Annotated in this window: 13 protein-coding genes and 1 tRNA gene; 8 read left to right on the top strand and 6 right to left on the bottom strand. The window is 30.0% G+C overall.

Annotated elements, in window-relative coordinates:
- Nucleotides 1–86 precede the first annotated feature (86 nt).
- The 3 genes from KO500_RS05440 to KO500_RS05430 all read right to left on the bottom strand — a co-directional run bounded on the left by KO500_RS05440 (nt 87) and on the right by KO500_RS05430 (nt 6406).
- Complete coding sequence (locus tag KO500_RS05440) at nt 87–3182, bottom strand: PAS domain S-box protein (protein ID WP_215955485.1); 3096 nt, start codon at nt 3180–3182, stop codon at nt 87–89.
- Nucleotides 3183–3336: 154 nt separating this feature from the next.
- Nucleotides 3337–5544 (bottom strand): SulP family inorganic anion transporter, encoded by a 2208-nt coding sequence (locus KO500_RS05435; protein WP_215955484.1) that lies wholly within the window; start codon nt 5542–5544, stop codon nt 3337–3339.
- On the bottom strand, nt 5528–6406 hold the full coding sequence (locus KO500_RS05430; protein ID WP_215955483.1) for a universal stress protein: 879 nt from the start codon (nt 6404–6406) through the stop codon (nt 5528–5530). The genes KO500_RS05435 and KO500_RS05430 overlap by 17 nt, the downstream gene beginning before the upstream one ends.
- A 198-nt stretch (nt 6407–6604) precedes the next feature.
- Here KO500_RS05430 and KO500_RS05425 point away from each other — a divergent pair, with 198 nt between their 5' ends.
- Together KO500_RS05425 and KO500_RS05420 are read left to right on the top strand one after the other, a co-directional pair.
- Nucleotides 6605–8485 (top strand): cation:proton antiporter, encoded by a 1881-nt coding sequence (locus tag KO500_RS05425; RefSeq protein ID WP_215955482.1) that lies wholly within the window; start codon nt 6605–6607, stop codon nt 8483–8485.
- Between the two features lie 179 nt (nt 8486–8664).
- Nucleotides 8665–11037: an outer membrane beta-barrel protein gene (locus tag KO500_RS05420; RefSeq protein WP_215955481.1), complete on the top strand. Its 2373-nt coding sequence runs from the start codon at nt 8665–8667 to the stop codon at nt 11035–11037.
- 58 nt (nt 11038–11095) lie between these two features.
- On the opposite strand, the gene lepA is transcribed toward KO500_RS05420, so the two are convergent.
- On the bottom strand, nt 11096–12892 hold the full coding sequence (gene lepA, locus KO500_RS05415) for a translation elongation factor 4 (protein WP_215955480.1): 1797 nt from the start codon (nt 12890–12892) through the stop codon (nt 11096–11098).
- A gap of 201 nt (nt 12893–13093) precedes the next feature.
- Between lepA and KO500_RS05410 the strand changes: the two genes are divergently transcribed.
- Together KO500_RS05410 and dusB are read left to right on the top strand one after the other, a co-directional pair.
- On the top strand, nt 13094–15520 hold the full coding sequence (locus tag KO500_RS05410; protein WP_215955479.1) for an outer membrane beta-barrel family protein: 2427 nt from the start codon (nt 13094–13096) through the stop codon (nt 15518–15520).
- A gap of 96 nt (nt 15521–15616) precedes the next feature.
- Nucleotides 15617–16609 (top strand): tRNA dihydrouridine synthase DusB, encoded by a 993-nt coding sequence (gene dusB, locus KO500_RS05405; protein ID WP_215955478.1) that lies wholly within the window; start codon nt 15617–15619, stop codon nt 16607–16609.
- A 5-nt stretch (nt 16610–16614) separates the two neighbouring features.
- Here the strand turns inward: dusB and KO500_RS05400 are convergent, their stop codons facing one another.
- Both KO500_RS05400 and rbfA read right to left on the bottom strand, forming a co-directional pair.
- Nucleotides 16615–17817: an ABC transporter permease gene (locus KO500_RS05400; RefSeq protein WP_215955477.1), complete on the bottom strand. Its 1203-nt coding sequence runs from the start codon at nt 17815–17817 to the stop codon at nt 16615–16617.
- A 2-nt stretch (nt 17818–17819) separates the two neighbouring features.
- Entirely contained in the window at nt 17820–18212 is a 393-nt protein-coding gene (rbfA, locus tag KO500_RS05395; RefSeq protein WP_215955476.1) for a 30S ribosome-binding factor RbfA, read from the bottom strand.
- Nucleotides 18213–18515: 303 nt separating this feature from the next.
- Between rbfA and KO500_RS05390 the strand changes: the two genes are divergently transcribed.
- From KO500_RS05390 to KO500_RS05375, 4 genes are all read left to right on the top strand, one after another.
- Nucleotides 18516–18589, top strand: a tRNA-Ile gene (locus KO500_RS05390).
- 311 nt (nt 18590–18900) lie between these two features.
- Complete coding sequence (locus KO500_RS05385; RefSeq protein WP_215955475.1) at nt 18901–19566, top strand: RNA polymerase sigma factor; 666 nt, start codon at nt 18901–18903, stop codon at nt 19564–19566.
- A 135-nt stretch (nt 19567–19701) separates the two neighbouring features.
- A complete protein-coding gene (locus tag KO500_RS05380) occupies nt 19702–20748 on the top strand; it encodes a FecR family protein (protein WP_215955474.1) in 1047 nt (348 codons plus the stop codon).
- Between the two features lie 134 nt (nt 20749–20882).
- Nucleotides 20883–24215 (top strand): TonB-dependent receptor, encoded by a 3333-nt coding sequence (locus KO500_RS05375; RefSeq protein WP_215955473.1) that lies wholly within the window; start codon nt 20883–20885, stop codon nt 24213–24215.
- The last annotated feature ends 8 nt before the right edge of the window (nt 24216–24223 follow it).

The raw sequence follows: 24223 nt of genomic DNA, 5'->3' as shown, positions 1-24223 counted from the left end.
CAATAACTAAAATGCTGTCTTTCAACGAATAAATAAGTAGTTGGTACTTTATTTCTATTTAAGCACCTTCAAATTAAGCTTTTCGATTAATTTTTATTAAGGTCTAATTCAATTTTCTTTTTAATAGTCTTTAAATTTTGATGCGGAATATTAATTATAAATTTTGTGCCTTCATCTAATTTAGATAATACTTCAATAGTACCATTTAACTTGGTAATAATTTCTTTGATAACGAATAAACCAATTCCGGTACCCATTACTTTAGAGGATACGCGGTGAAACATATTAAATATTTTAGCTAAATGATCTTCCGGAATACCAGTACCGTTGTCTGCTATTATTATAGTAACACCCTTATCAGAAGTTTGAACATCTATATTAATAATTGGTTTTTCAGTATTAATATTGTGGTATTTAATAGCATTACTTATTAGATTATTAAAAATAATTGAAATACGTTTTTTATCAGAATAAAAATCCAGAGCATTATCAATATTACTTTTAATACTTATATGTTTTCTATTTTCTAAATACCATAAATCTTTTATTGAGTCTTCAATTATCTCACGAAAATCAATGACGTTTGTACTTAATTCTAAGTGTTTGTTTTGTGAATACTGTACAATATCTTTTATAAAATCATCTAATCTTTTTACAGATTCTTTCATCATTTGTAACTTAAATACTAGATCATTTTCATGTTTTTCGGTTAAAATTAAATTGATTAACCCCATAATTGAAGTCAATGGTGCTCTTAACTCATGTGAAGCACTATATACAAACCTATCTAATTCTGAATTTGTCTTTATCAACTCTAAATTTTGAGTCTCTAGTAAAGACTCTGCTTCTTTTCTCTTTGTGTTATCCATAACACTAATCAAATAGTTTATTTTACCCCTTATTTGTAAGGGTTCAACAGATACCAAAGTTGGTATGTGTTTACCATTTTTAAGTGTAAAAGAAACTTCTTCATCTAGCAATATACCTTCATCATAAAGTTTGGTCCATAAATTTTCTCTACGTCTTTTTTCTTCGGGTGTTTTAAATTCAAGCACATTTGCTTGAATAATTGTTTTCCCTAATAAATTCTTTCTATCAGAATTTAAAAGTTTTGCTATAGTTTCGTTTGCTTCTAAGAGAACTCTATTTTCATCAACAATTACTTTACCAACTAAATTTGAATGAAAAGACTTATAAAATTTTTCTTGGCTAACTTTTAATTCTTCCTGTGTTTCAATTGTTTCAGTAATATCAATAACAGTACCCTGAAGTTTAGATATTTCATTATTCTCATTTTCAATAAACTCAAGCTCCAAAGAAGCATAATGAACAGAATTGTCTTTGTGAAGTATTCGATATGAAATAGGGGTATTATCTTTATTTTTTATTTTTTCTTGTATAATTGCTACGTGTTCTTCCCTTTCATCAGGGTGAATACAATCAACGGAGGTTTCTTTTGTAACTGCTGTATTTCTGTCTAAACCATATATGGTATACATTCTATCTGACCATTCGAGAATATCTTCTTCAATATCCCAACTCCAATAGCCTATTTTTCCAATGCGAATAGCATTTTCCATTTTTAATTGAGCGGCCTTTACTTTATCGTCAGCCTCCTTAATTTTAGTTATATCACTAAAATATGCACTAATACCATTTTTAGAAGGATATAAGCGATACTCAATCCACTTATTTAAGCCTTCACTATACCTAACGTCAGTTATTGATTTTTGTAGTTTTAATGCACTTAAACTATTTTTATGTAGTGATGTATCTTTTAAGTGGGAGAAAGTTTCCCAAATATTTTTTCCAATAATGTGTCCATTATGTGGTGGAATAAAAAATTTAGCTTTTGTGCTTATGTATGTGAAATTCCAGTCAGTATCAAAAGCAATAAAGGCGTCAGAAATACGCTCTGTTAATTCTCTATATTTAAGTTCACTTTCTCTGAGTAATTTAGAGTTTTCTTCTCGTTCAGTAACATCTTGTACTATACCTTGAATAAGATTGTTTGGCATTATTTTTACGCTACTTTCTATTAAAAAAGTACTTCCGTCAGTTCTAATGGCTTTTCTTAATGTTCGTATTGTATCACCATTTAAAACTTTCTGATATTCTAAAGGTTTACTTTTTAATTCTTCAGGTTCAATTGCTACAGCAATACTTTTACCTATAAAATTCTCTTTAGAACTTTTAAATAGTTCACAAAATTTGATGTTTACATCAACAATGTTAAATTCTTTATTAAGTACAAAAATACCATCAGATGCTTGGTTTAAAAGTGTTCTATACTTCTCTTCGTTTTCAATTACTTCTTTACTTTTTTTATCTACAAGTCTATTTAACCTTTTAGGTTGCATTGCTAAATACCAAGCTATAACTCCTGATAGAATTGAAATAAATAAGCCAAAAAAAGCAAAAAGTATTACAGGGTTAAAGAGTTGACCTTTTTTTGCATAAATATATAGTTTCCACTCACCATTTGGCATTGCAACTGTTGTTGAATAAGAATTTGCTGAAGGATTTTTAACATTGGAAAAATAAGTCTCTTCAGAGTTATCTACATTAACTTTTGTGAATTTATATTGATGTCTTGGATTTGTGGTAATATTAGCGGCCTTTAAAACATCTGATAATTTTATAACAGTTGCTGTAAAACCCTGAAAAATATCTTTTTTAAAAATGGGCGTTCTACATACAAAACCTACACTACCTTGTTTTAAGTTAATTGGTCCGCTTACAAAATAACTTCTTCTTTTTATGGTTTCGTATGCACCTACTCTTCCTACAGAATCTTTTAAAATATTAAAACCAATCATATTGTTTTTTTGAAGAGGATACATATGTGTTATAACTCCTTCTTTACTAACAATTTCTAAAGCAGTTATTTCTTCATTACTCTTTTTAAGAAGTTTAGCAATTGAATCAAAGTTTTTTGGAATACCGTAGTTCTCAACTATAAATGCTAAGGTTTGAGTAGTAGAAAAACCTTTATTTAAAATCTCTTGAATCTTATCTTCTATTTGATTTGATTTATTTACTAAATTTTTTTGTTGATTAGTCTCAAGTATTAGGTGCCGTTGGTATGTTAAATATTGAGTTAATAATAAAGTTATGGCAAAAACAATTACACCAAAAGATATTGGAGAGTTATAAAAACTAAATTTTTTTTCAAGTTGCATTGCAGTAGTACTTTATAATTTTTCTTCTTTGAAAGAAGAAATTTCACTAAAAAGTGTATATATAAGTTAAACTACAACTCTAAAAAGATATTTCCTACAAAAAAAATTATTTTTTTGCATTAATAGCCTAAATATTAGTGGTATAATTAATTATTTACTTTAAAAAAGTATATAATTGTTCTCCAAAATAAATCATAGCTTTAATTTCTTTTACACTAAGCAGACGCTCTTTTTTGAAAATCATAATTGAACACCCGTTAGATTCTATATGGTAATATGGATTACTTTCTAAAAAAAGAATTAACTCATCAGTAAATATAGACTTGATTTCTTCTTCATTTTCACCACTTAAATAAAAGCGTTTACTAAAATCAGGATGGTTATTAATTGTGATGTCTTTAAAACCGGCAAGGCTGTAAATCATTTCTAATAAGCCTTCTTTATCTAAAGTAAATACCGGGATTTTATGATCTAGTTTTATGTGAAATATAGTTGTTTTGACAATTTCTTTGGCAATAAACTCACCTTCAGTAAATTCAACATCAAAAACACTTTTGCAATTGTTTTTATCAAAGAGATTGTTGTAGTAGTAACTAATTTTTCGTGTTTTAAAAAATACAAAATCAGATAAAAAATGTGTGTCTTTATTCTTTTTAGGTACATAATTCCACTTATATTCCTTAGCTGTAATTTTAATATTTTTTTGCCTTTTTGTAAAGTAATTTTCAATGGGTTTTAACGCCATTGAGGGTATCATTTTACGTATGGCAAATGGGTGTTTTGAATCTGTATCATGTTTGTCTAAGCCAACTAACTCAATACTTCCGCCTTTTTTATCAAAAGTTTGTACATAGTTCTCTACACCTTCAAAAGAAGTATGGTCAACAAAACTACACATAGAAAAATCTAAAATAACATTTTCATTTTCAGGAATAGCATCTAACCTATTTTTTAACCTGTAGAAATTTATAAAACTGCAAAAATGTTTGATACTTACATAGTAATTCCCACCATCAGGCTCTTTAAACATTAAAATATTAGGCTTAAATATATGGCTGATAAATAGTGATAAGCTTCGGTTTATTACAACGTGAATAATAAACGTAATTAATATTCCGGCACCAATACCTGTCATTAAATTGGTAAGCAATGTAGTTATTAAGGTTGTTAAAAATATAAATATTTGCTCTTTACCAATCTTTGAAATTTTTAATAACGTAGTAGGTGTTGCAAGTTTGTAACCTGTAAAAACTAAAATTGCAGCTAAAGCTGCTAAAGGAATAGTTTTTAGCTGTGCTTGAAATACTAAAATAAATATCACTAAAAATAATGAATGAAAAAAGTTAGCAGATCGGTTGGTTGCATTATTATTTACGTTTACTGAACTTCTTGCAATTACAGTTACAACATTTAAACCACCTAATAGACCACTAACGGTAGTTGCTAAACCAAGCGCTTTTAAATCTCTATTTACATTTGATCTTCTACTTTCAGGGTCTAATTTATCAACAGCTTTAATACTTAATAAAGATTCTATACTTGCAATAAATGTTAAAGCAAAAACTGCCATTAAAAATTCTGATTTATACATAATTGAAAAATCTGGAAAAGCTAATGAACCAAAAATATCATCAGGTATATTCACTAAAAAGCGAGATTCCATAGGGTATGGAATATCAAGGCCAACGTAAACGTAGCTAAAACCAATGGTTAAAATTAATATCCACATTGGTGCAGGTATTAATTGAAAATATTTATTTCTAATTTTAGAATAAAAAATCATTATTAGCAAACTCAATACACCAATAGTAGCGGCTATTTTTTCACTTGTTGTACCTGTAGTAATTAGATTTATAATTGCTTCTGGTATTTGCACTAATAATGAAAGTATACCACCACTTGCATTATTATGACCAATCATAATATGAAATTGTTTTGATAAAATACCCAAACCAATTGCAGCAAGCATCCCTTCAATAGCTGATGCAGGAAAAAAATCGGCTAAACGCCCCATTTTTAAGAACCCTAATAATAAAATTAAAATACCTGACATTACAATTGCAGCAAGAGTATACAAATAACCTTGGTATAAATCGCCAGCACCAAGAGTAGTAATAGCACCAAGAACAACTATTACGAGGCCGTTTCCTGGTCCTGCAATAGTTACATTTGATCCTCCTAAAACAGATACAATTATACCTCCAACTACAGCAGCAATAATACCTGAAATAGGTGGAGCTTCACTAGCAATTGCTAAGCCCAAACCAAGTGGCAAGGCTATTAATGATACTACAAAACCAGCAAAAATATTTTTAGGTAAGCCTTTTAAAAATGTATTGGAATCTTTATTTTTTTGTTTCAAGATGGTCTCTTCTTATAATTAATAGATCTGTTGGCAGATCAGAAAGAATATGCTCAATATCGTGCGGAAATATTCTATCAATTAAACGTGTTTTTTTTGGTGCATTCATTATTAATAAATCTGCACGTACTATTTCAGCATAATGACCGATACAATAACCACGTTGTCCAAAAATATTTTGAGTGTTAATACGAATATTTTGAGTGTATTCTTCACACTGGTTATTAATAATTTTTCTAATTCGTGATTCTTCTCGGTTGGTTAATCGCTCTTTCATGATGGTCGCTTTTTTTAGCGATTTATCATCTTCAATAGTAACATCAACTTCTTTTTCTCTAAGTTCTTCAACAATTGTTATTTGTTGAGAGCCCAAAGCATTTGCTACATAAAAAGCATCGGTTATTGCTAACGGAGTATCAGGTTCGTCAAGTCCATTTACAACAATATTATTACATACTATTCTTTCGGCAGATGGCTTAATTAATAGCAATACAGAACAACAAACTTTTCGGGTTAATTTCCTGGCGATTGAACCAACATAAAACTGATATACATTTTCGCGTTGTAAAGCGCCAAGTATTAGCAAATCAATTGCTGCTGTTTTACAAGTTTTTGTAATTACATCAATTGGATTTCCTTGTTTCCATTGAACTTCAATAGTAACATTATCTTCGCTACATTCATTAAGAATTGTATTAATTTGTAATTCTTTTTCAGCAGTTTTTTCGCCAACGTGAAGCAATAGTAGTTTTGCATTAAAAAACTTTGCAATCCGACTAGTTTCAAGTACGTTTATTTCAAGTTTTGGTGAAAAAGCAAATCCAAACAGTATGGTTTTAAATGGGAGGATTCTTTCGTTCATCTAATCAGTCGTCTTTTTATTAAGATTACAATAATAGTCATATGTAAGCATTACTAATAATTTATGTCGTGTTTAACCCTTATTTATTACTATTTACCACTAATAAGTATCCGTTTTTCGATTAAAATTATTGCGTTGACACCTAATTTTGATTCTTAAATTAAGAATAAAAGCAGTATTTTTCACAAAAATTGAATTATGGTAGAACTAGCAGGAATAATTGTTTTAGGGATTATAGCGCAATGGGTTGCATGGCGATTAAAATTGCCAGCAATTTTACCGTTAATTCTTATTGGTCTTTTAGTTGGTCCAATTGCTAGTTTATATACTGAAGATGGTCTTAAGCTTATTGAACCTATATTTAATGGGCAAAAGGGATTATTTCCTGGTGATGGTTTATACTATTTTGTTTCCTTAGCTATAAGTATCATACTTTTTGAGGGTGGTTTAACACTTAAAATGTCTGAAATAAAAAATGTAGGACCTGTAATTACAAAATTAATTACTTTAGGTAGTGTTGTTACCTTTTTTGGTGCTGCAATATCAGCATATTATATTTTTGGCTTAAACTGGCAAGTATCTTTTTTATTCTCTGCACTTATAATAGTTACAGGACCAACTGTAATTACACCAATTTTAAGAAATATACCTCTTAAAAAAGATATATCAACAGTATTAAAATGGGAAGGTATTTTAATTGACCCAATTGGTGCTTTGGCGGCCGTATTAGTTTTTGAATTTATAAGTGTTGGTGAGGGGCAAGCATATACATTAACAGCATTGGTTGAGTTTGGTAAAATTGTACTTTTTGGTACTACTTTTGGTTTTACTTTTGCGCATGCTTTAACTTACTCAATTAAAAAGAATTTTATTCCCCATTACTTATTGAATGTTGTTTCACTTTCATTAGTGTTAATGGTATTTGTAATGTCAGATCTTTTTGCTCATGAATCTGGTTTATTGGCTGTTGTAGTAATGGGTATGGTTTTAGGAAATATTGATTTACCAAACCTAAAAGAGTTGCTTTACTTTAAAGAATCTTTAAGTATACTTCTAATATCAATTCTTTTTATATTATTAGCAGCTAATATTAACATTAGTGATTTAGAATTAATCCTTAATTGGAAAACCGTAGGTTTATTTGCTGTAATTGTATTTGTAATAAGGCCTTTGGGCGTATTTTTGAGTACCCATGGTTCAAGTCTAAAACTAAAAGAAAAGTTATTTATTAGTTGGGTTGGGCCTCGTGGTATTGTTGCCGCAGGTATTGCATCATTATTTGGCTCTAAACTTTTAGCAAGGGGTGAAGCCGGCGCCGAATATATTACGCCTTTGGTGTTTATGATTGTATTAGGTACTGTCTTACTAAATGCTACAACTGCTCGAGTTTTTGCAAAATTAGTGGGTGTATTTCTTAAAAAATCAAACGGTATTTTAATTATTGGCGCATCAAAAATGTCAAGATTGATTGGTGAATATCTTCAAAAAAACGGAAGACATGTTGTACTTATTGACAATAACCAAACTAATGTTGCTAAAGCAAAGAAAATAGGACTTGATGCTATTGCGGCAAATATTTATTCTGATACTTTAAGTGATAATATAGAGCTTAATGATGTTGGTTTTTTAATGGCATTAACGGGTAACTCTGATATTAATAAGTATGTTATTAATAAGTTCACTAAGCATTTTGGTGAAAATGGTTCTTTTAGATTGATTACTGATGATGAAATGAACAATCCAGAAAGTAATCCAAAAGATGGTTTGTTCTCCCAGACTGATGATTATATTAAACTCACGGAAACCGTACGTGAATATCCTTCAATTAATGAAATTGAATTAGAATCTACAGAGCATTATAATAGCTTAATAGATATCACAAATAAAGATGGTAGAATAATTCCTATTTTCTTAAAAACACCAGAAGGTGAATTACAAATAATTTCATCACACAGCGATGTACATGAAGAAATTACTGATGGTTTTATACTTGTTTATTTAGGTAAAGTATTTGATATTGAAACTGATAATGTAAAACAGATTTCAAACGAAGAAGAAGAGGCTGATGATAGTGAGTAAAAAATAACTTTCTATTACTAAAAAAAAATCCTGAATAACTTTATTCAGGATTTTTTTATGAATATAGATGATGTTTTATCCATTTAGAAAATATCAATATAATTTTTTTATAAAATACTGTAACAAATTGGTCACTTAAGTAGTCTATATATGTAATCAATCAAATCAAAATCAATCAAATGAGACTTCTTATTACAAGTATATTTCTTTTTTTACTATGTATTACTTCAACTTTTGCACAGCATGATATTAAAGGCAAAGTTACTGACGAACAAAATCAACCGCTGCCTTTTGCCAACATTATTGTGTATACTTTAGGAGATGTATCTCCACAAAAAGGAACAGTGTCTAGTGATAATGGAGATTTTAACTTAAAAAATATTCCTGAAGATGAATATATCGTAGAGATTTCAATGCTTGGCTTTGAAACAAAAAAAATTGAAGCTTTTCAATTAAAAAGTGACAAAATCATAAACGTAATTTTAAAAGAGGAAAGTCACGTTTTAAATGAAGTGGTTGTAAAAAATAAGCGACCAGTTATAAAACAAACAGCCGAAAAATTGGTAGTTGATTTAGAAAACTCAGAAATGGTCAACACCAATTTACAAGATGTGATGCGTAAAGTTCCAGGCGTTTTAGTGACGAATAACGGGATAACAATTGCAGGTAATTCAGGCGTTAGAATTCTAATTAATGGAAAAACAACTGAATATATGGATGTTGAAACCTTATTGCGTGATTTTCCTGCAGATAATATTGCTAAAATTGAAGTTGTAGAGCAACCTGGTGCCGAATACGAAGCTTCTGGAACTGGTGCTATAATCAATATTATTCTTAAGAAAAACGTGCAATTGGGTACTCATGGTAGTGCAAACGCATGGATTGGTGAAGATGAAGGCTTTGAATACGGAGCAGGATTTTCAATGGCGAGTTATAAAAACAAGCTTAATTGGCAAACAAGTGCTAATTTTTCTAAACCAACTTGGCGAGATGATCTTTCACTAATTAGAACAGTAGGTGACGAAACTTATGACCAATTTACCGAAGAACCTTATGACCCTTCTAACTTGAGCTTAAGCGCTAGTGCAGATTATTATATTAATGACAAAAATTCATTTGGAATAGGCGGTAGTTTTAGTAGTCGAATTTCTGATAGAACTACACGTAGTGAAACGATTATATCTGATGCTGATAACATAAACACCTTATTTTCTGAAAATAGCTTTGACAGAGAACGATATAATTTTAACATCAACCCATATTACGAGTTTAAAACAGAGAAAGATAAGCTTGTTATCGATTTTAATTATGTTGACTATTCAAACGATAATACTAATTTTTTATATGATACAGAGGGAAGTACGATAGATTTTACAGATAGAAAATACATTCAAAATGGTGAGTACAATATTAAAACGTACAAAGCAGATTATTCAAAAACTATTTCAGATAGTTTAAAAATAAGTGCAGGTACTAGGTATGCAGCTGTGAAAACAGATAATGACTTACAGTCATTTATAGAAAATAATGGAGATTATGATTTAGTTGTTGATGAAAGCAGTCAGTTTTTAATTGATGAGACTATTTTTGCCTTATACACAAAGGTTAACGCCACTTTGGGTAGATGGTCTTTTTCAGGTGGTTTGCGTTATGAAGATAGCAATACTGATGGCACTTCCACATTTATGAGTGATGATGAGTTGGTTACTTTAGTACAAAAACGGCCGATAAAAAAAGTATTCCCGAGTGCTTCTGTTAGTCGAAAATTAACAGAACAATTAGGAGCTAGTGTTTCATATAGTTACCGAATTCAAAGACCATCTTATAACAGTTTAAATTCTTTTACTACATTTTTAGATCCGTTTTCTGCAGGTGAAGGAAATCCGAATTTAACGCCTTCATATACCAATAATTATCAATTCAATTTAACGTATGATGGTCAGCCATTTTTTACTATTGGATATAGTAAAACTGATGATGTTATTTTTGAATTAATTTCACAAGATAATTCCACAGCTCAAATTCGCCAACAAGATGTGAATGTTGAAGAGAATTCAAATTGGAATTTTAGATTGTTTGCACCACTGAGTTTCACTAAAGGCTTAGAAGGTTATACAGGTATAATTGTTACCAATACAGATTTTCAATCATCAACTTATGGGATAGATTTAAACAAATGGAATTTGATTTGGTTTACGCAGGCAAGTTATCAATTACCATTAGATATTAATTTTGAAGTTAGTGCTAATTACGGTACAGGAGCTTTAGAAAGCCAAATAGATGTAGACTGGTTTGCAAACCTAGATTTTTCTTTTGGTAAAAAGTTTTTAGATGATAAGTTAAAGTTGAATTTAGGGTTTAATAAGATGTTAAATAGAGGTTTTGTTGGTACAATTGATTATGGGAATGGGACGGCTTTTGTAGACAGTAACGGTTCAAGGCAAAATATACAATTGAGATGTATTTATAGTTTTGGTTCAAAATTTGGTAAAAAATCAACATCAAGAAACACAAATAATGATGAAGAGAATAGAATTGGAGATGATAACTAAAAAATAGAAACTATAGAAAATAAAAAAGCTACTTAATTATTAAGTAGCTTTTTTAATATTAATCATTCAGTTTTAAAACTGCCATAAATGCTTCTTGTGGTACTTCTACATTACCAACTTGTCGCATACGTTTTTTACCTTTTTTCTGTTTTTCTAAAAGCTTACGCTTACGAGAAATATCACCACCATAACATTTTGCAGTTACATCTTTACGTAATGCTTTAGTTGTTTCTCTTGATATAATTTTAGCACCAATTGCTGCTTGTATCGGAATATCAAACTGCTGTCTTGGAATAAGTTCTTTTAACTTCTCGCACATTTTTTTACCAATATGAACAGCATTATCGGCATGTATTAAAGCTGAAAGTGCATCTACAGGTTGTGCATTTAGTAAAATATCAACACGCACTAATTTTGAAGTTTTCATGCCAATTGGCGTATAATCAAAAGAAGCATAACCTTTTGAAACTGTCTTTAGTCTGTCATAAAAGTCAAAAACAATTTCAGCTAATGGCATGTCAAAAGTAAGTTCAACACGCTCAGTTGTTAAATAGGTTTGATTGGTAATTTGCCCTCTTTTTTCAATACAAAGAGACATTACATTACCGACAAAATCTGCCTTTGTAATAATTGTAGCTTTAATATATGGTTCTTCAACACGATCAATACTAGAAGGGTCAGGTAAATCTGTTGGGTTGTTTACAATTAAAGCGGTGTCTGGTTCTTTACGAGTAAAGGCATGGTAACTAACGTTTGGTACCGTAGTAATAACCGTCATGTTAAATTCACGCTCTAAACGCTCTTGAATAATTTCCATATGTAACATTCCTAAGAACCCACAACGGAAACCAAAACCAAGTGCAGCACTACTTTCTGGAGCAAAAACCAATGAAGCATCGTTCAATTGTAGTTTTTCCATTGAAGCACGTAACTCTTCAAACTCATCAGTATCTACAGGGTAAATACCAGCAAATACCATAGGTTTTACATCTTCAAAACCATCAATAGCATTTTGTGTAGGCTTAGCAGCATCGGTAATAGTATCACCAACCTTTACTTCTCTAGCATCTTTAATTCCAGTAATTAAATAACCAACATCACCAGCTTTTATACTTTTTTGTGGGTGTTGTACTAATCGTAAAGTACCTACTTCATCAGCAAAATAGTCTTTATCAGTAGCAACAAATTTTATTTTTTGTCCCTTTTTTATTTCACCATTTATAACTCTAAAATACGTTTCTACACCACGAAAAGGGTTATAAACAGAGTCAAAAACTAATGCTTGTAATGATTCATCAGGGTTTCCTTCAGGCGCAGGTATTCTTTCAATAATTGCAGCTAAAATTTCTTCAATACCAATACCAGTTTTAGCACTTGCAGGTATTACTTCTTCAGGTTTACAACCTAATAAATCTACAATATCATCAGTAACCTCTTCTGGGTTTGCACTAGGTAAATCAACCTTGTTTAAAACAGGAATAATTTCTAAGTCATTTTCAAGAGCAAGATATAAGTTACTAATAGTTTGTGCTTGTATACTTTGTGCAGCATCAACAATTAACAATGCTCCTTCACATGCAGCAATTGACCTTGAAACTTCATAAGAAAAATCTACGTGGCCAGGAGTATCAATTAAATTAAGTATGTATTTTTCACCTTTATAGGTGTAATCCATTTGAATAGCATGACTTTTAATAGTAATACCACGCTCTCGCTCTAAATCCATACTATCTAATAATTGTTCTTTCTTTTCACGTTCTGTGACAGAACCTGTAAAATCCAACAATCGGTCAGCTAATGTGCTTTTACCATGGTCAATATGTGCAATTATGCAGAAGTTTCTAATGTTTTTCATTCAATATCTTTTCAAACACCTGTTTTAGAGGTGTACAGCAATTGCAAATATAAATTATTTGTATCCAATGCTTATGGTATCTTTAGAAATATAAAGTAAAAAGGTATTATTAGCTAAAAATCAGTAAAATATTACAAGTAATATAGATGAAAACTTATTTTTTTTATACATTGATGACCTAAACATAAACCTACTTGATCTTTGAAAAAAGTAATCATTACCATTCTATTATTCCCTTTTTTGGGTATACAGTATTTATCTGCTCAAAACGTTGAAGTTTCCGGTGTTGTTAAAAACGATACTGATGAGACTATAGCTTTTGCAAATGTTTTTTTGCTTAAAAAAACGGACTCCACATTTATTAGTGGATCTTCTACCGATGAAAAAGGAAATTTTATAATTAAGAATATTAAACCTGACTCTTATTTATTACAAGCAAGTTATGTGGGTAATACATCAGAAATTCTGCCTGTTAGTATTTTAAGAGATACTGTAGTAGGCGTACTAAAAATAAAAAAAACTACAGAAGAGCTTGATGAGGTTGTGGTAAACTTTAAACAACCAACGATGGAGCGTAAGTCAGATCGCTTGATTTTTAATGTTGAAAATACAGCGATATCTCAAGGAGCTTCATGGGATATTTTAAAGCATACGCCTGGTGTGATTGTTTCACAAGATAATCTGCAAATTAGAAATAAGGATGCCACTATTTATTTAAATAATAGAAAATTACAGCTTTCAAGTGATGAAATAAAAACCTTATTAGAAGGGTTTTCAGGGGTTAATATCAAATCTATTGAGGTAATAGCAAACCCTCCTGCAGAGTATGAAGCTGAAGATGGCCCAATATTGAATATCATTACTAGTAAAAACTTATTACCTGGTTATAAAGGGAGTGTAAATGGCACCTATACGCAAGCAAATTTTGCTAAATATTCATTAGGTACAAGTCATTATATAAAGGGTGAAAAGCTTAATTTTTTTTTCAATTATAATATTTCACCTAAAAAGCAGGTAAAATTTGATGAAACTCATGAAGAGTATACTAATGATGCTGATGAAGTGTATGCTATTTGGGATTCTAACTTTAAAAGAGTAACAAGATCAACTACACACAGTGCAACTACAATTATCGATTATGATTTTAATAGTAATAATAGTTTAAATGTAACTTCTAATTTAACCTTAACACCTAATAAAACATATGATAATAATTTAGATGTTATGATGAACAATGGTGCTCAAATATTAGATTCAACTTTAATTACTACCAGTGATTTAGATGATGATGCTAATAACTTAGGAATTGATGTTACTTATAAACATAAATTTAATAAAGAAGGAGCTTCACTAAGCCTAAGTGCACATTATACAACATATAATAAAGATATTAATCAATATGTTTATTCTCAATATTTTTTACCTGATGAAAGTTTGAGTAATGATTTTAACTTTAGCACAGATTCAAAGCAGGATATTCAAATAAAAACAGCTCAGTTAGATTATACAAGTCCAATAAACACGGTATCATTTAGTAGTGGTTTTAAAGTATCTGATATTGATTCTGAAAGTGGAATAGATTTTTATACTATTGAAAATGGCTTAAGCACTTTAAACAATGATTTTTCTGATGTTTTTAGGTATGATGAGACTATATTTTCAGGTTATGTATCTGCTTATAAAGAATGGGAAAAATGGTCAACAAAAATAGGGTTACGTGGAGAGTATACTGACGTTGTTGGAGTTTCAAATTCAGTTTTAGCTAGTAATACACAAGAGTATTTTAAGCTTTTTCCTTCAGCTTATTTAAATTATGTACCTTCTGAAAACCATAGTTTTTCATTTGATTACTCTAGAAAAGTGGTAAGACCAAAATATCAAGAGTTGAACCCTTTTAGTTATTTTATAAATGAGAATTATTTTAATACAGGTAACCCTAATTTAGTTCCTGCATTTAGCTCAAATTTTAATTTCAATTATACTTTAAAAGACACCTATTATTTTGATTTATATTTTAGAGATAATGGTGAGAATATAAGTACATTAAGTTTTCAAGATAATGTTAATCAAACAATACAAAATGTTAGTAGAAATGTTATTGACAGCTATTCTTACGGTTTTGATTTTAATTATGGAAAATCAATATCAAATAATTGGTATTTAGCTTCTTATATTTCAATTTTTCATGAAGATGTTACTTTTATTGCAGAGCAAAGTGATAATGTTGAATATACTAATGGACTAGAGGGTGTTTATGCATATTTAGCCAACTATTTAACTTTGTCTAAAGACGGGACTTTTACAGGAGATATAGGTGTAACTTACTTATCAGGTTTTATTAATGGAGATAAAAAAATGGCTAGTACCACTGATCTTACTATGGGTTTACGAAAATCATTGTGGAATAAAAGAGCAGTGGTAACTATAGCTGCAGAAGATGTTTTGAGTTTGGTAAATTATAAAATGACAACAAATTATTTGAACCAAAATTTTATCTCGTATTTAAGACCAGAAACTCAATTTGTAAGATTTGGATTTACCTATAACTTTGGTAATTTTAGATTAAAAGAAAATAATAGAGAGCTTAATAAGAACGAACGTGATCGATTAAAAGGAGAGAGTTTTTAAATCGTTTTAAATTTTAACAGTTAACCTGATTATAACTTAAAATTAATTCTTTCTAAAAAATATGTAATTTTGTTGCTTCAATAAATACATAAGATTTTGCCAAAAATAGGAGACATACAATTACCAGATTTCCCACTTTTACTTGCACCAATGGAAGATGTTAGTGATCCTCCTTTCCGAGCTTTGTGTAAAGAGCAAGGTGCTGATGTTGTGTATACAGAATTTATATCTTCAGAAGGATTAATACGCGATGCTGCTAAAAGTGTTATGAAATTAGATATTTACGAAAAAGAAAGACCTGTCGGAATTCAAATTTTTGGTGCTAATTTGGATTCTATGCTACAATCTGTTGAGATTGTAGAAAAATCAAATCCAGATATTATTGATATTAATTTTGGTTGCCCTGTAAAAAAGGTAGTGAGTAAAGGTGCCGGTGCCGGTATTTTAAAAGATATTGATCTTATGGTTAAGCTGACCAAAGCAATGGTTGAGCATACCAAATTGCCAGTTACTGTTAAAACCAGGTTAGGTTGGGATAATGATTCTATAAAAATAGTTGAGGTTGCTGAGCGTTTGCAAGATGTTGGTTGTGCTGCAATTGCTATTCATGGTCGTACGCGAGTTCAAATGTATAAAGGTGATGCAGATTGGAAACCAATTGCTGCAGTAAAAAATAATCAACGCATGCATATTCCTGTTTTTGGTAACGGAGACGTAAATACTCCTGAAGCAGCAATGAAAATGCGCGATGAATTTGGTTTAGATGGTGCCATGATTGGTAGAGCAAGCATAGGAAATCCGTGGTTTTTTAAAGAAGTAAAGCATTTTTTTAAAACTGGAACACACTTAACGCCACCAACAATGCAAGAACGTGTTGATGCTGCTCGTCGTCACCTGCAAATGTCAATAGATTGGAAAGGTGAAACATTAGGTGTTTTTGAAACACGAAGGCACTATACCAATTACTTTAAGGGTATTCCTAATTTTAAAGAATATAGAATGAAAATGGTAACAAGTGACCATTCGGTTGATGTTTTTAAAGCTTTTGATGAGGTATTAGAAAATTTTGGTGATTACCAATTTTCTTGAAAAAGTTAAGCTAATAATTTTTTATTAATTCTACTACTTGCAATTTTTGAAGCTATAATTCCTAAGATAGTAATTGTTGCTAAAACAATAACAATATTTATCCATTGGTAAGCTACTGGATAAGCTAATTCTGGAGTTATTTTTAACCATTCAAAAGCTAACTGTGACCATATTAATAACGAGCCTATTAAAACTCCTATAAAACCTCCTAAAAAGGTCACAATAACCCCTTGTACAAAATAAATTCTTCTTAGTTCTTTAATAGTTGTACCTAAGCTATATAAAGTTTTTGAGTTGCCTTGTTGATCTAAAATCATCATGATAAAAGCACCAACAACATTAAAAAGGGCAATTATTAATACCAATGTAAAAATTAAATATGTAGCTAAATTTTCTGTATTTAACATACGGTATAGTGTGCTATTCAACTCTTTTCTATCTTTTAAAATAACAGCGCCACCTAATATTTTTTCAATATTTTGTTGAACTTTTTCAAGAGTTACAGTATTTGAATATTTAAAATTGATACCAGAAATTTGCGTATTTTCTTTCTCTAATAAGGCTTGTACAAAAGGTAAACTAGCAAATATATATTTGCTGTCTAGCTCTGCTTCAACAGAATATACACCGCTTATTACTAATGGTGCTGTATTAAAAAATTTAGCATTTATACCTTGTTGTGATAAAGAACCTGTACCTGCTCTTGGGACCAATACTTCTAGTGGACTTCTATAATTATTTATTGTTAAGCTTAATAAATTAGCAATGCCGATACCTGCAACTGCTTGTTGTTCATTAAACCAAGTGCCAATATACAATGTGCTATCAATACCTGTTACAGTATTGTAATTTGCATCAACTCCTTTTATATAGGCAATATGATCTTTTTTTTTATGCGTTAAGTAAACACGATCTTCAATCTCTTTTGAATATGAAGTGATACCTTCAAGAGCTTTTAATTTCGTTTCCTGTTCTTTAGTAATAGTGAAAAACTTTCCGATACTTGGTAAAGCTTTTAAATCTGGGTCAAAAGAATTGGTATATGCTAAGCTAAATGTTTTTAGACCTGCAAAACCAGATAATACAATAAATAGTGCTGCCGATCCAATAACAATGACACAGAATGTAAACATATTTATAATATTTACGGCACTCTGTTTGCTTTTTGATCTAACATATCGCTTAGCGATGTACAGCGGAAAATTCAATCTTAAGCTTTTTTTCTTTTCTCTAATAAATCAGGATTAGAAATAGGGTTGTCTTGACCTTTCAATGATTTTTCAATACCATCAATATATTCTAATGAGTCATCAATAAAAAACAATAATTCAGGCATACGTCTTAATTGATTTTTAGTACGTTGTGCTAATTCATGTTTAATTAAAGGTTGATTTGACTTGATACCCTTTAATAATTCTTCTGCATTTTTATTAGGGAAAATACTAACATAAACCTTTGCGATAGATAAATCTGTCGTAACTAATACTTTTGAAACTGAAATTAAAGTTCCTTTTAATCCGCCATCTGTAGCCGCTCTTTGTAAGACATCCGCGATATCTTTTTGTATAACGCCAGCAATTTTCTTTTGTCTTTGTGTTTCCATGGGGCAAAAATACGCAGATTATTGTGTAATTTATAAGTATAGCCATACATACTGCTATAAATTAACGATAAATGAATAAAATTGAACATATAGCTTTTACAGTTTATAATAAACTAGTAGCTTTCGTACATATTTAAAGTACAAATGAAGTTTTAATTGAGTTGAGTTAGTAGGTATTTAACTATTTGATATTCAGTTATTTATTTATTTATTTTAAATCAAATTATTAAAAAGTGAGTTTTTTGTAAAAGAGAATCTTGCAACGTATAAAAATAAGTAGTAATATTGCATCCGCAAATTGCGGGTCCTATAGCTCAGTTGGTTAGAGCACCTGACTCATAATCAGGTGGTCCATGGTTCGAGTCCATGTGGGACCACTTTTACAGTTTGTTAAGCCTTTCGATATTTCGAAAGGCTTTTTTTGTACTTAAATTTTTGAATAGGGCTTAAATATTATTTTTTATAATATTTAATTGTATTAGTTATTTTTTCATAACTTAGGTTTTAAGTATTATATATCAAATCAACAGTAAATGTAAGTTATATGTAACAATACTTAAATATATGTGTTGATAATTTTGAATTTAGTAATTTTTAATAAAAACTTAATAATACTGTCTATATGTTGGCTATATAATACTTAATGAATATAGACTATGTAACTCAAAATTAATTAAATTCAAATTTCATGCAAGATTATGGAGAATTAGCCTTGGCTATAGCGACGGAGAGAAATCTTGATACAGAAGAAAAAATTTTTAGGCAACAACCAGAATTTAATGCTACTAATCTTTTTGTAGAAAGAGATGAAGATATTTTAATTTGGGAAAAACTTATTGAAGGTGATAAGTTGGCGTTAGGCAAACTATATGATAGGTATATTAATATATTGTTTTCTTATGGTATGTATCATTCAAAAGATAAAAGCTATGTACTTGATTGTATACACGACTTATTTGTAGATTTATTTAAGTATAGGAGTAATTTATCAAAAACTGATAATGTAAAATATTACCTTTTTAAATGTTTAAAAAGAAAAATTAATAAAAAGTACAGAACTAAGAATGTTTCTGTTTCTTTAGAAGACTTTCAATCTAAACCAGATTTTACAAGAAAAAACCACACGAATTCTTGTGAAAAATCAATTATAAAAGAAGAGCACTCATCAGAAAGAAATGCTAAATTGGCTAATGCACTTAAAACATTAACTGATAAGCAAAGAAAGATACTTTTTTTAAGGTTTAATGAAGAGAAAACTTACGAAGAAATAGCTGTTATTATGGAAATTTCTATCCAGACTGCTAGAACTTCAATCTACCGCGCAATCAAAACCTTACGAAAGCTAGATTTTTAATTAATTTAAAAGATTGCGAAAATAAGTGTCTATAAAAATTATGTTTTACACTTATTTAGAATAGAACGATTTAAAAAACCAATTCTTACAAATCTTAAAATTTAAAGTTTAAGATTATTGAATCTAAATAATAAGATGAAAGATATAAATTCACATTCTAACCGACTTTCAGAATTAGAAAAAAAACGTCTGAAAAGAAATATTTTTGCTTCTATTGATAACCAATCTAAAAGAAAAAAAAATTATAGAACTGCATTTTCTGTTGCTTTTACCACTGTATTAATTTTTACAGGCCTTGGTTGGTTTTATTTAAACGAAGAACCTGAAACTTCAATTACAGATTTCGTAACGTCATCAAAAAATATAGATGTAAATAATTCTGACAAAGTTGTTTTAATCTTAGGGGAGGGTGAAAATTTACAAATAGACAAAAACTCGTCTACAATTAATTACTCAACTACAGGGCAAAAAATAACAGTAGGCAATTCAAAACAAATTAATCAAGAAACTTCAAAAGATAATAGAGCTGTCTATAATACTCTATTAGTGCCTTATGGTGAACGAACTAAAATTAACCTATCTGACGGTAGTACGGTTTGGTTAAATTCTGGAACTAAAATGATTTATCCTGCAGTTTTTAACGGTGATAGAAGAGAGGTTTATTTAGAAGGTGAAGCAATTTTTGATGTGGCTCACAATAAAGAAAAACCATTTATTGTGATGAGTGAAGGGCAGGAAGTAAAAGTATTAGGTACTGTTTTTGGTGTTACAAGTTATGCTGATGAAAATACCATAAATACAGTCTTAAAAAGTGGAAGTGTGATGATTAGTTTTAACAACGCTACATCTAACAATATAGATAAAGTCAAAATTACTCCAGGCACCAAGGCTAGTTTTAATAAGAATAACAAAAGTATTTTATCAGAAAAAGTAAATGTTGATAATTATTTTTCTTGGAGAGATGGTGTTTTTATTTTTAAGAATAACGATTTACAATATATTATAAAAAGAGTTGCTAGGTATTATAATGTTGATATTGTTTTAGAAAATGAAGAGCTAGGTTTAGAAACTTTTTCGGGTTATTTAGACTTGAATGAGAATATAGAAAATGTAATGCAAAACATTAAGGCAAGTACAAATATGAACTATAACTATAAAGAGAATACAATAATTATTAATTAAATGTAATACTATATGAATTAAACAATTTGCAATTTGAATTAGTGAAAAAACCAGAAGATGCTCCAACATCTTCTGGATATTTAAAATCAACATCACTTTAAATAAAGTGACATTAATTAACCAAAATCAAAAATATGAAAAAAACTTTAAGTTTAGGAATTCTTACGCTTATGAGAGTGTTTTTATTATTTATTACTATCGGTCTTTCAACAGCTTATGCAAATTATGCAATAGGTCAAAATAAAATAGACGTAGCGCTTAATGAAACTTCAATGGAACAATTTTTCAATGAAATTCAGACGAATAGTGACTATATCTTCTTTTATAAAGATGACGTGATTAAAACCGGTAAAAAAATTACTTTAAATCTAAAAGACGTAAACATTTCTACGATTTTAGATCAAGCTTTTTTGAACACAAGCTTAATCTATAAAATTGAAGGAAAACAAATAGTAGTAAAAAAAGTACATACTGCTAAGGCAACTGAAGTAGAGGATGAGACTTCAGCTCAAGAAAAAACAATCACTGGTACCGTTTACGATGTTGATGGAGTGCCATTAGTTGGCGTTAATATTTTAGTCGAAGGTACAACTAATGGAACTCAAACAGATTTTGATGGTAATTATGCTATTAAAGCTGAAGAAGGATCGGTATTGGTATTCTCTTACATAGGTATGCTTGCAAAGAGCGTTTCTGTTGTAGGTAAAAATGTAATTAATGTAACCTTAGAAGAAAACGCAGCAACTCTAGATGAGGTTGTAATTGTTGGTTATGGATCTCAGAAAAAAGAAGCTTTAACAGGTGCTGTTTCAGTTGTAAAAGGTGTTGAGTTAGAACAAGCACCAACGTCAACTTTCGAACAATCATTAAGAGGTAGTGTTGCAGGTTTACAAGGTGCTGCTTCTGATGGAGCTCCTGGAGCAAACACACAAATTAGAATTAGAGGTATTGGCTCTATAAACGCATCAAGTGAACCTTTATACGTGATTGACGGAATTCCTGTAGCAGCAGGAAGTCAAGGTACAAATGATAACGATGGAGCAAGTTCTAACGTTATGGCTTCTATAAATCCAAATGACATAGAAAGCATAAGTGTATTGAAAGATGCAGCTTCAACAGCAATTTATGGTTCAAGAGGTGCAAATGGTGTAATTCTAGTAACAACAAAACAAGGTAAGTCAGGTAAAGCTGTTATTGAGCTAAAAACACTTACAGGTTTTGTTTCTCAAGCCTCTAAAGATATATTAAAACCATTAAATGCAGCACAATATAAAGAGCTTTATATTGAAGGGTATGTAAATGATGGTCTTACGGCTGAAGAAGCTCAAACTCAAATGGATAATTTGTATACACAACAAACAGATCCTACAACAGGTGAAGCAACAGATACAAATTGGTTAGATGCTATTACACGTACAGGTGTTACTCAGAGTTATGATTTAAGTGTAAGAGGAGCTACTGACAGGGTAAAATACTTTATGTCAGGTGGTTATATGGATCAAGAGAGTTATATTATTGGTTACGGATTTTCAAGATTTAGTGGTCGAACAAATTTAGAATATAAAGCAACAGATTATTTAACAATTTCAAATAATATTTCTGTTTCAGATATTAAATCTAGTACAGCACCAGATGCTGGTTCATGGAATAACCCATTTAAAAGTACATTAGAATTATCACCACTTATTCCTATTTATGATGCTGATGGTGAATATAATGCAGAACATGTTGCTTACTTTCCAATAGGTAGTAATCCTGTGGGAAGTTTAAGTGGAGATGATTTATGGGATACTAAAACAAACCGAATTATTGACAATTTTGCAGTTTCAGTTACGCCAATAAAAAATCTTATTTTTAGATCACAATGGAATTTTGATTTATTAAGTATTAATGAGTCTATTTACTACAACAGACGTTATGGATCTGGATACGAAACTAATGGTTATGCATATGAGGCAAATACGACCAATAAAACTTGGGTTGGTACACAAACATTAGATTATAGTTTAACATTAAACGATAATCATAATTTTAATTTTTTAGCAGGTTATGAAGCACAGCAGACTATACGTGAATCATTTTCAGCTTCAGGAAGTGATTTTCCTAATGATGTAGTTAAAACATTAAGTACAGCAGCCGCAGAATATGCTATCAGTGGTTCAAAATCAGAATATACATTTAGCTCGGCTTTCTTAAGAGCAAATTATAATTTTGATAATAAATATTTCCTTTCAGGGAGTATTAGAAATGACGGTTCTTCAAGATTTGGTTCAGATAATAAATATGGTACTTTCTATTCATTTGGTGCTAGTTGGAATATTTTTAAAGAGAACTTTTTAGATGATGTATCATTTATAAATTTACTAAAATTAAGAACGTCATACGGTGTAACAGGTAATGCTGCGATTGGTAATTTTGCTTCATTAGGTTTATATGGTTATGGAGATGATTATGATGGTTCTCCAGGAGGTACACCAAGTCAACTTGAAAACACAGATCTTACCTGGGAAACGCAAGAAAATTTTAACATAGGTTTAGATTTTGGGATATTTGATAAAATTAACGGTACTGTTGAATACTTTGACAGACTTTCTTCTGATCTTATTTTAGATGTTCCAATTTCTCCAACAACAGGTTTTACAGAGCTCACTCAGAATTATGGTTCAATGTCTAACAAAGGTTTAGAACTTACCTTAAATGTTGAGTTGATTAGTAAAAATGATTTTAATTGGAATGTTGGTTTTAATACAACTTTTATTAAGAATGAGATTACTGAGTTAGATGAAGATTATACAGACGGTGCTTACAGAAGACAAGTAGGGCAAGATTTTCAATCTTATTATATGTATGGTTGGGCTGGTGTAGATCAAACAAACGGAGATGTTCAATATTATACAGACGCTAGCGAAACTACAATAACAAATGATATTGGCGATGCAGAACGTTACTTAGTAGGTAAGTCTGCGACACCAGATTTTTATGGTGGGTTTAATACAGCATTCTCATATAAAGATTTTAGTTTAAGTGCTAATTTTATGTATTCTTCAGGTAACTACTTATTTGATAGTAGAGCAAGAGGTTCATTAGGTGATGGTAGACTTACACCAAGAAGTACAGCAACTTATTTATATGAAAATAGATGGGTTGAAGGAAAAACTGATGCACTATTTCCTAGATTTCAATGGGGTGGTCAATCAGGTAGTAACCAAGCAAACGTTACTAGATGGTTGTATGATGGTAGTTATATTCGTTTAAAAGATTTAACGGTTGCTTATAGGTTTCCTGAAAAACTTACGTCAATACTTCACTTAAGTTCAGCAAGATTATATGCTAGAGGAACAAATGTCTTGACTTGGACAAAAGAGAAAGAGTTGTATATAGATCCAGAACAATCAATTAATGGTAGTTACAATGGACTTACTCCAGCAATGAAAACCATTTCTTTAGGATTAGATATTCAACTGTAAATTAAAAA

The sequence above is a fragment of the Cellulophaga baltica genome, assembly GCF_018861125.1.
Lineage (GTDB): Bacteria > Bacteroidota > Bacteroidia > Flavobacteriales > Flavobacteriaceae > Cellulophaga > Cellulophaga baltica_A.
The sequence above is the reverse complement of the archived record's forward strand: the minus strand, read 5'-3'. Positions and strand labels throughout refer to the sequence as shown.

Coding starts and splice junctions, on each gene's coding strand:
- KO500_RS05440 (WP_215955485.1), bottom strand. CDS start 3,182: ATGCAACTTGAAAAAAAATTTAGTTTTTATAACTCTCCAATATCTTTT.
- KO500_RS05430 (WP_215955483.1), bottom strand. CDS start 6,406: ATGAACGAAAGAATCCTCCCATTTAAAACCATACTGTTTGGATTTGCT.
- KO500_RS05425 (WP_215955482.1), top strand. CDS start 6,605: ATGGTAGAACTAGCAGGAATAATTGTTTTAGGGATTATAGCGCAATGG.
- KO500_RS05420 (WP_215955481.1), top strand. CDS start 8,665: ATGAGACTTCTTATTACAAGTATATTTCTTTTTTTACTATGTATTACT.
- lepA (WP_215955480.1), bottom strand. CDS start 12,892: ATGAAAAACATTAGAAACTTCTGCATAATTGCACATATTGACCATGGT.
- rbfA (WP_215955476.1), bottom strand. CDS start 18,212: ATGGAAACACAAAGACAAAAGAAAATTGCTGGCGTTATACAAAAAGAT.
- KO500_RS05385 (WP_215955475.1), top strand. CDS start 18,901: ATGCAAGATTATGGAGAATTAGCCTTGGCTATAGCGACGGAGAGAAAT.
- KO500_RS05380 (WP_215955474.1), top strand. CDS start 19,702: ATGAAAGATATAAATTCACATTCTAACCGACTTTCAGAATTAGAAAAA.
- KO500_RS05375 (WP_215955473.1), top strand. CDS start 20,883: ATGAAAAAAACTTTAAGTTTAGGAATTCTTACGCTTATGAGAGTGTTT.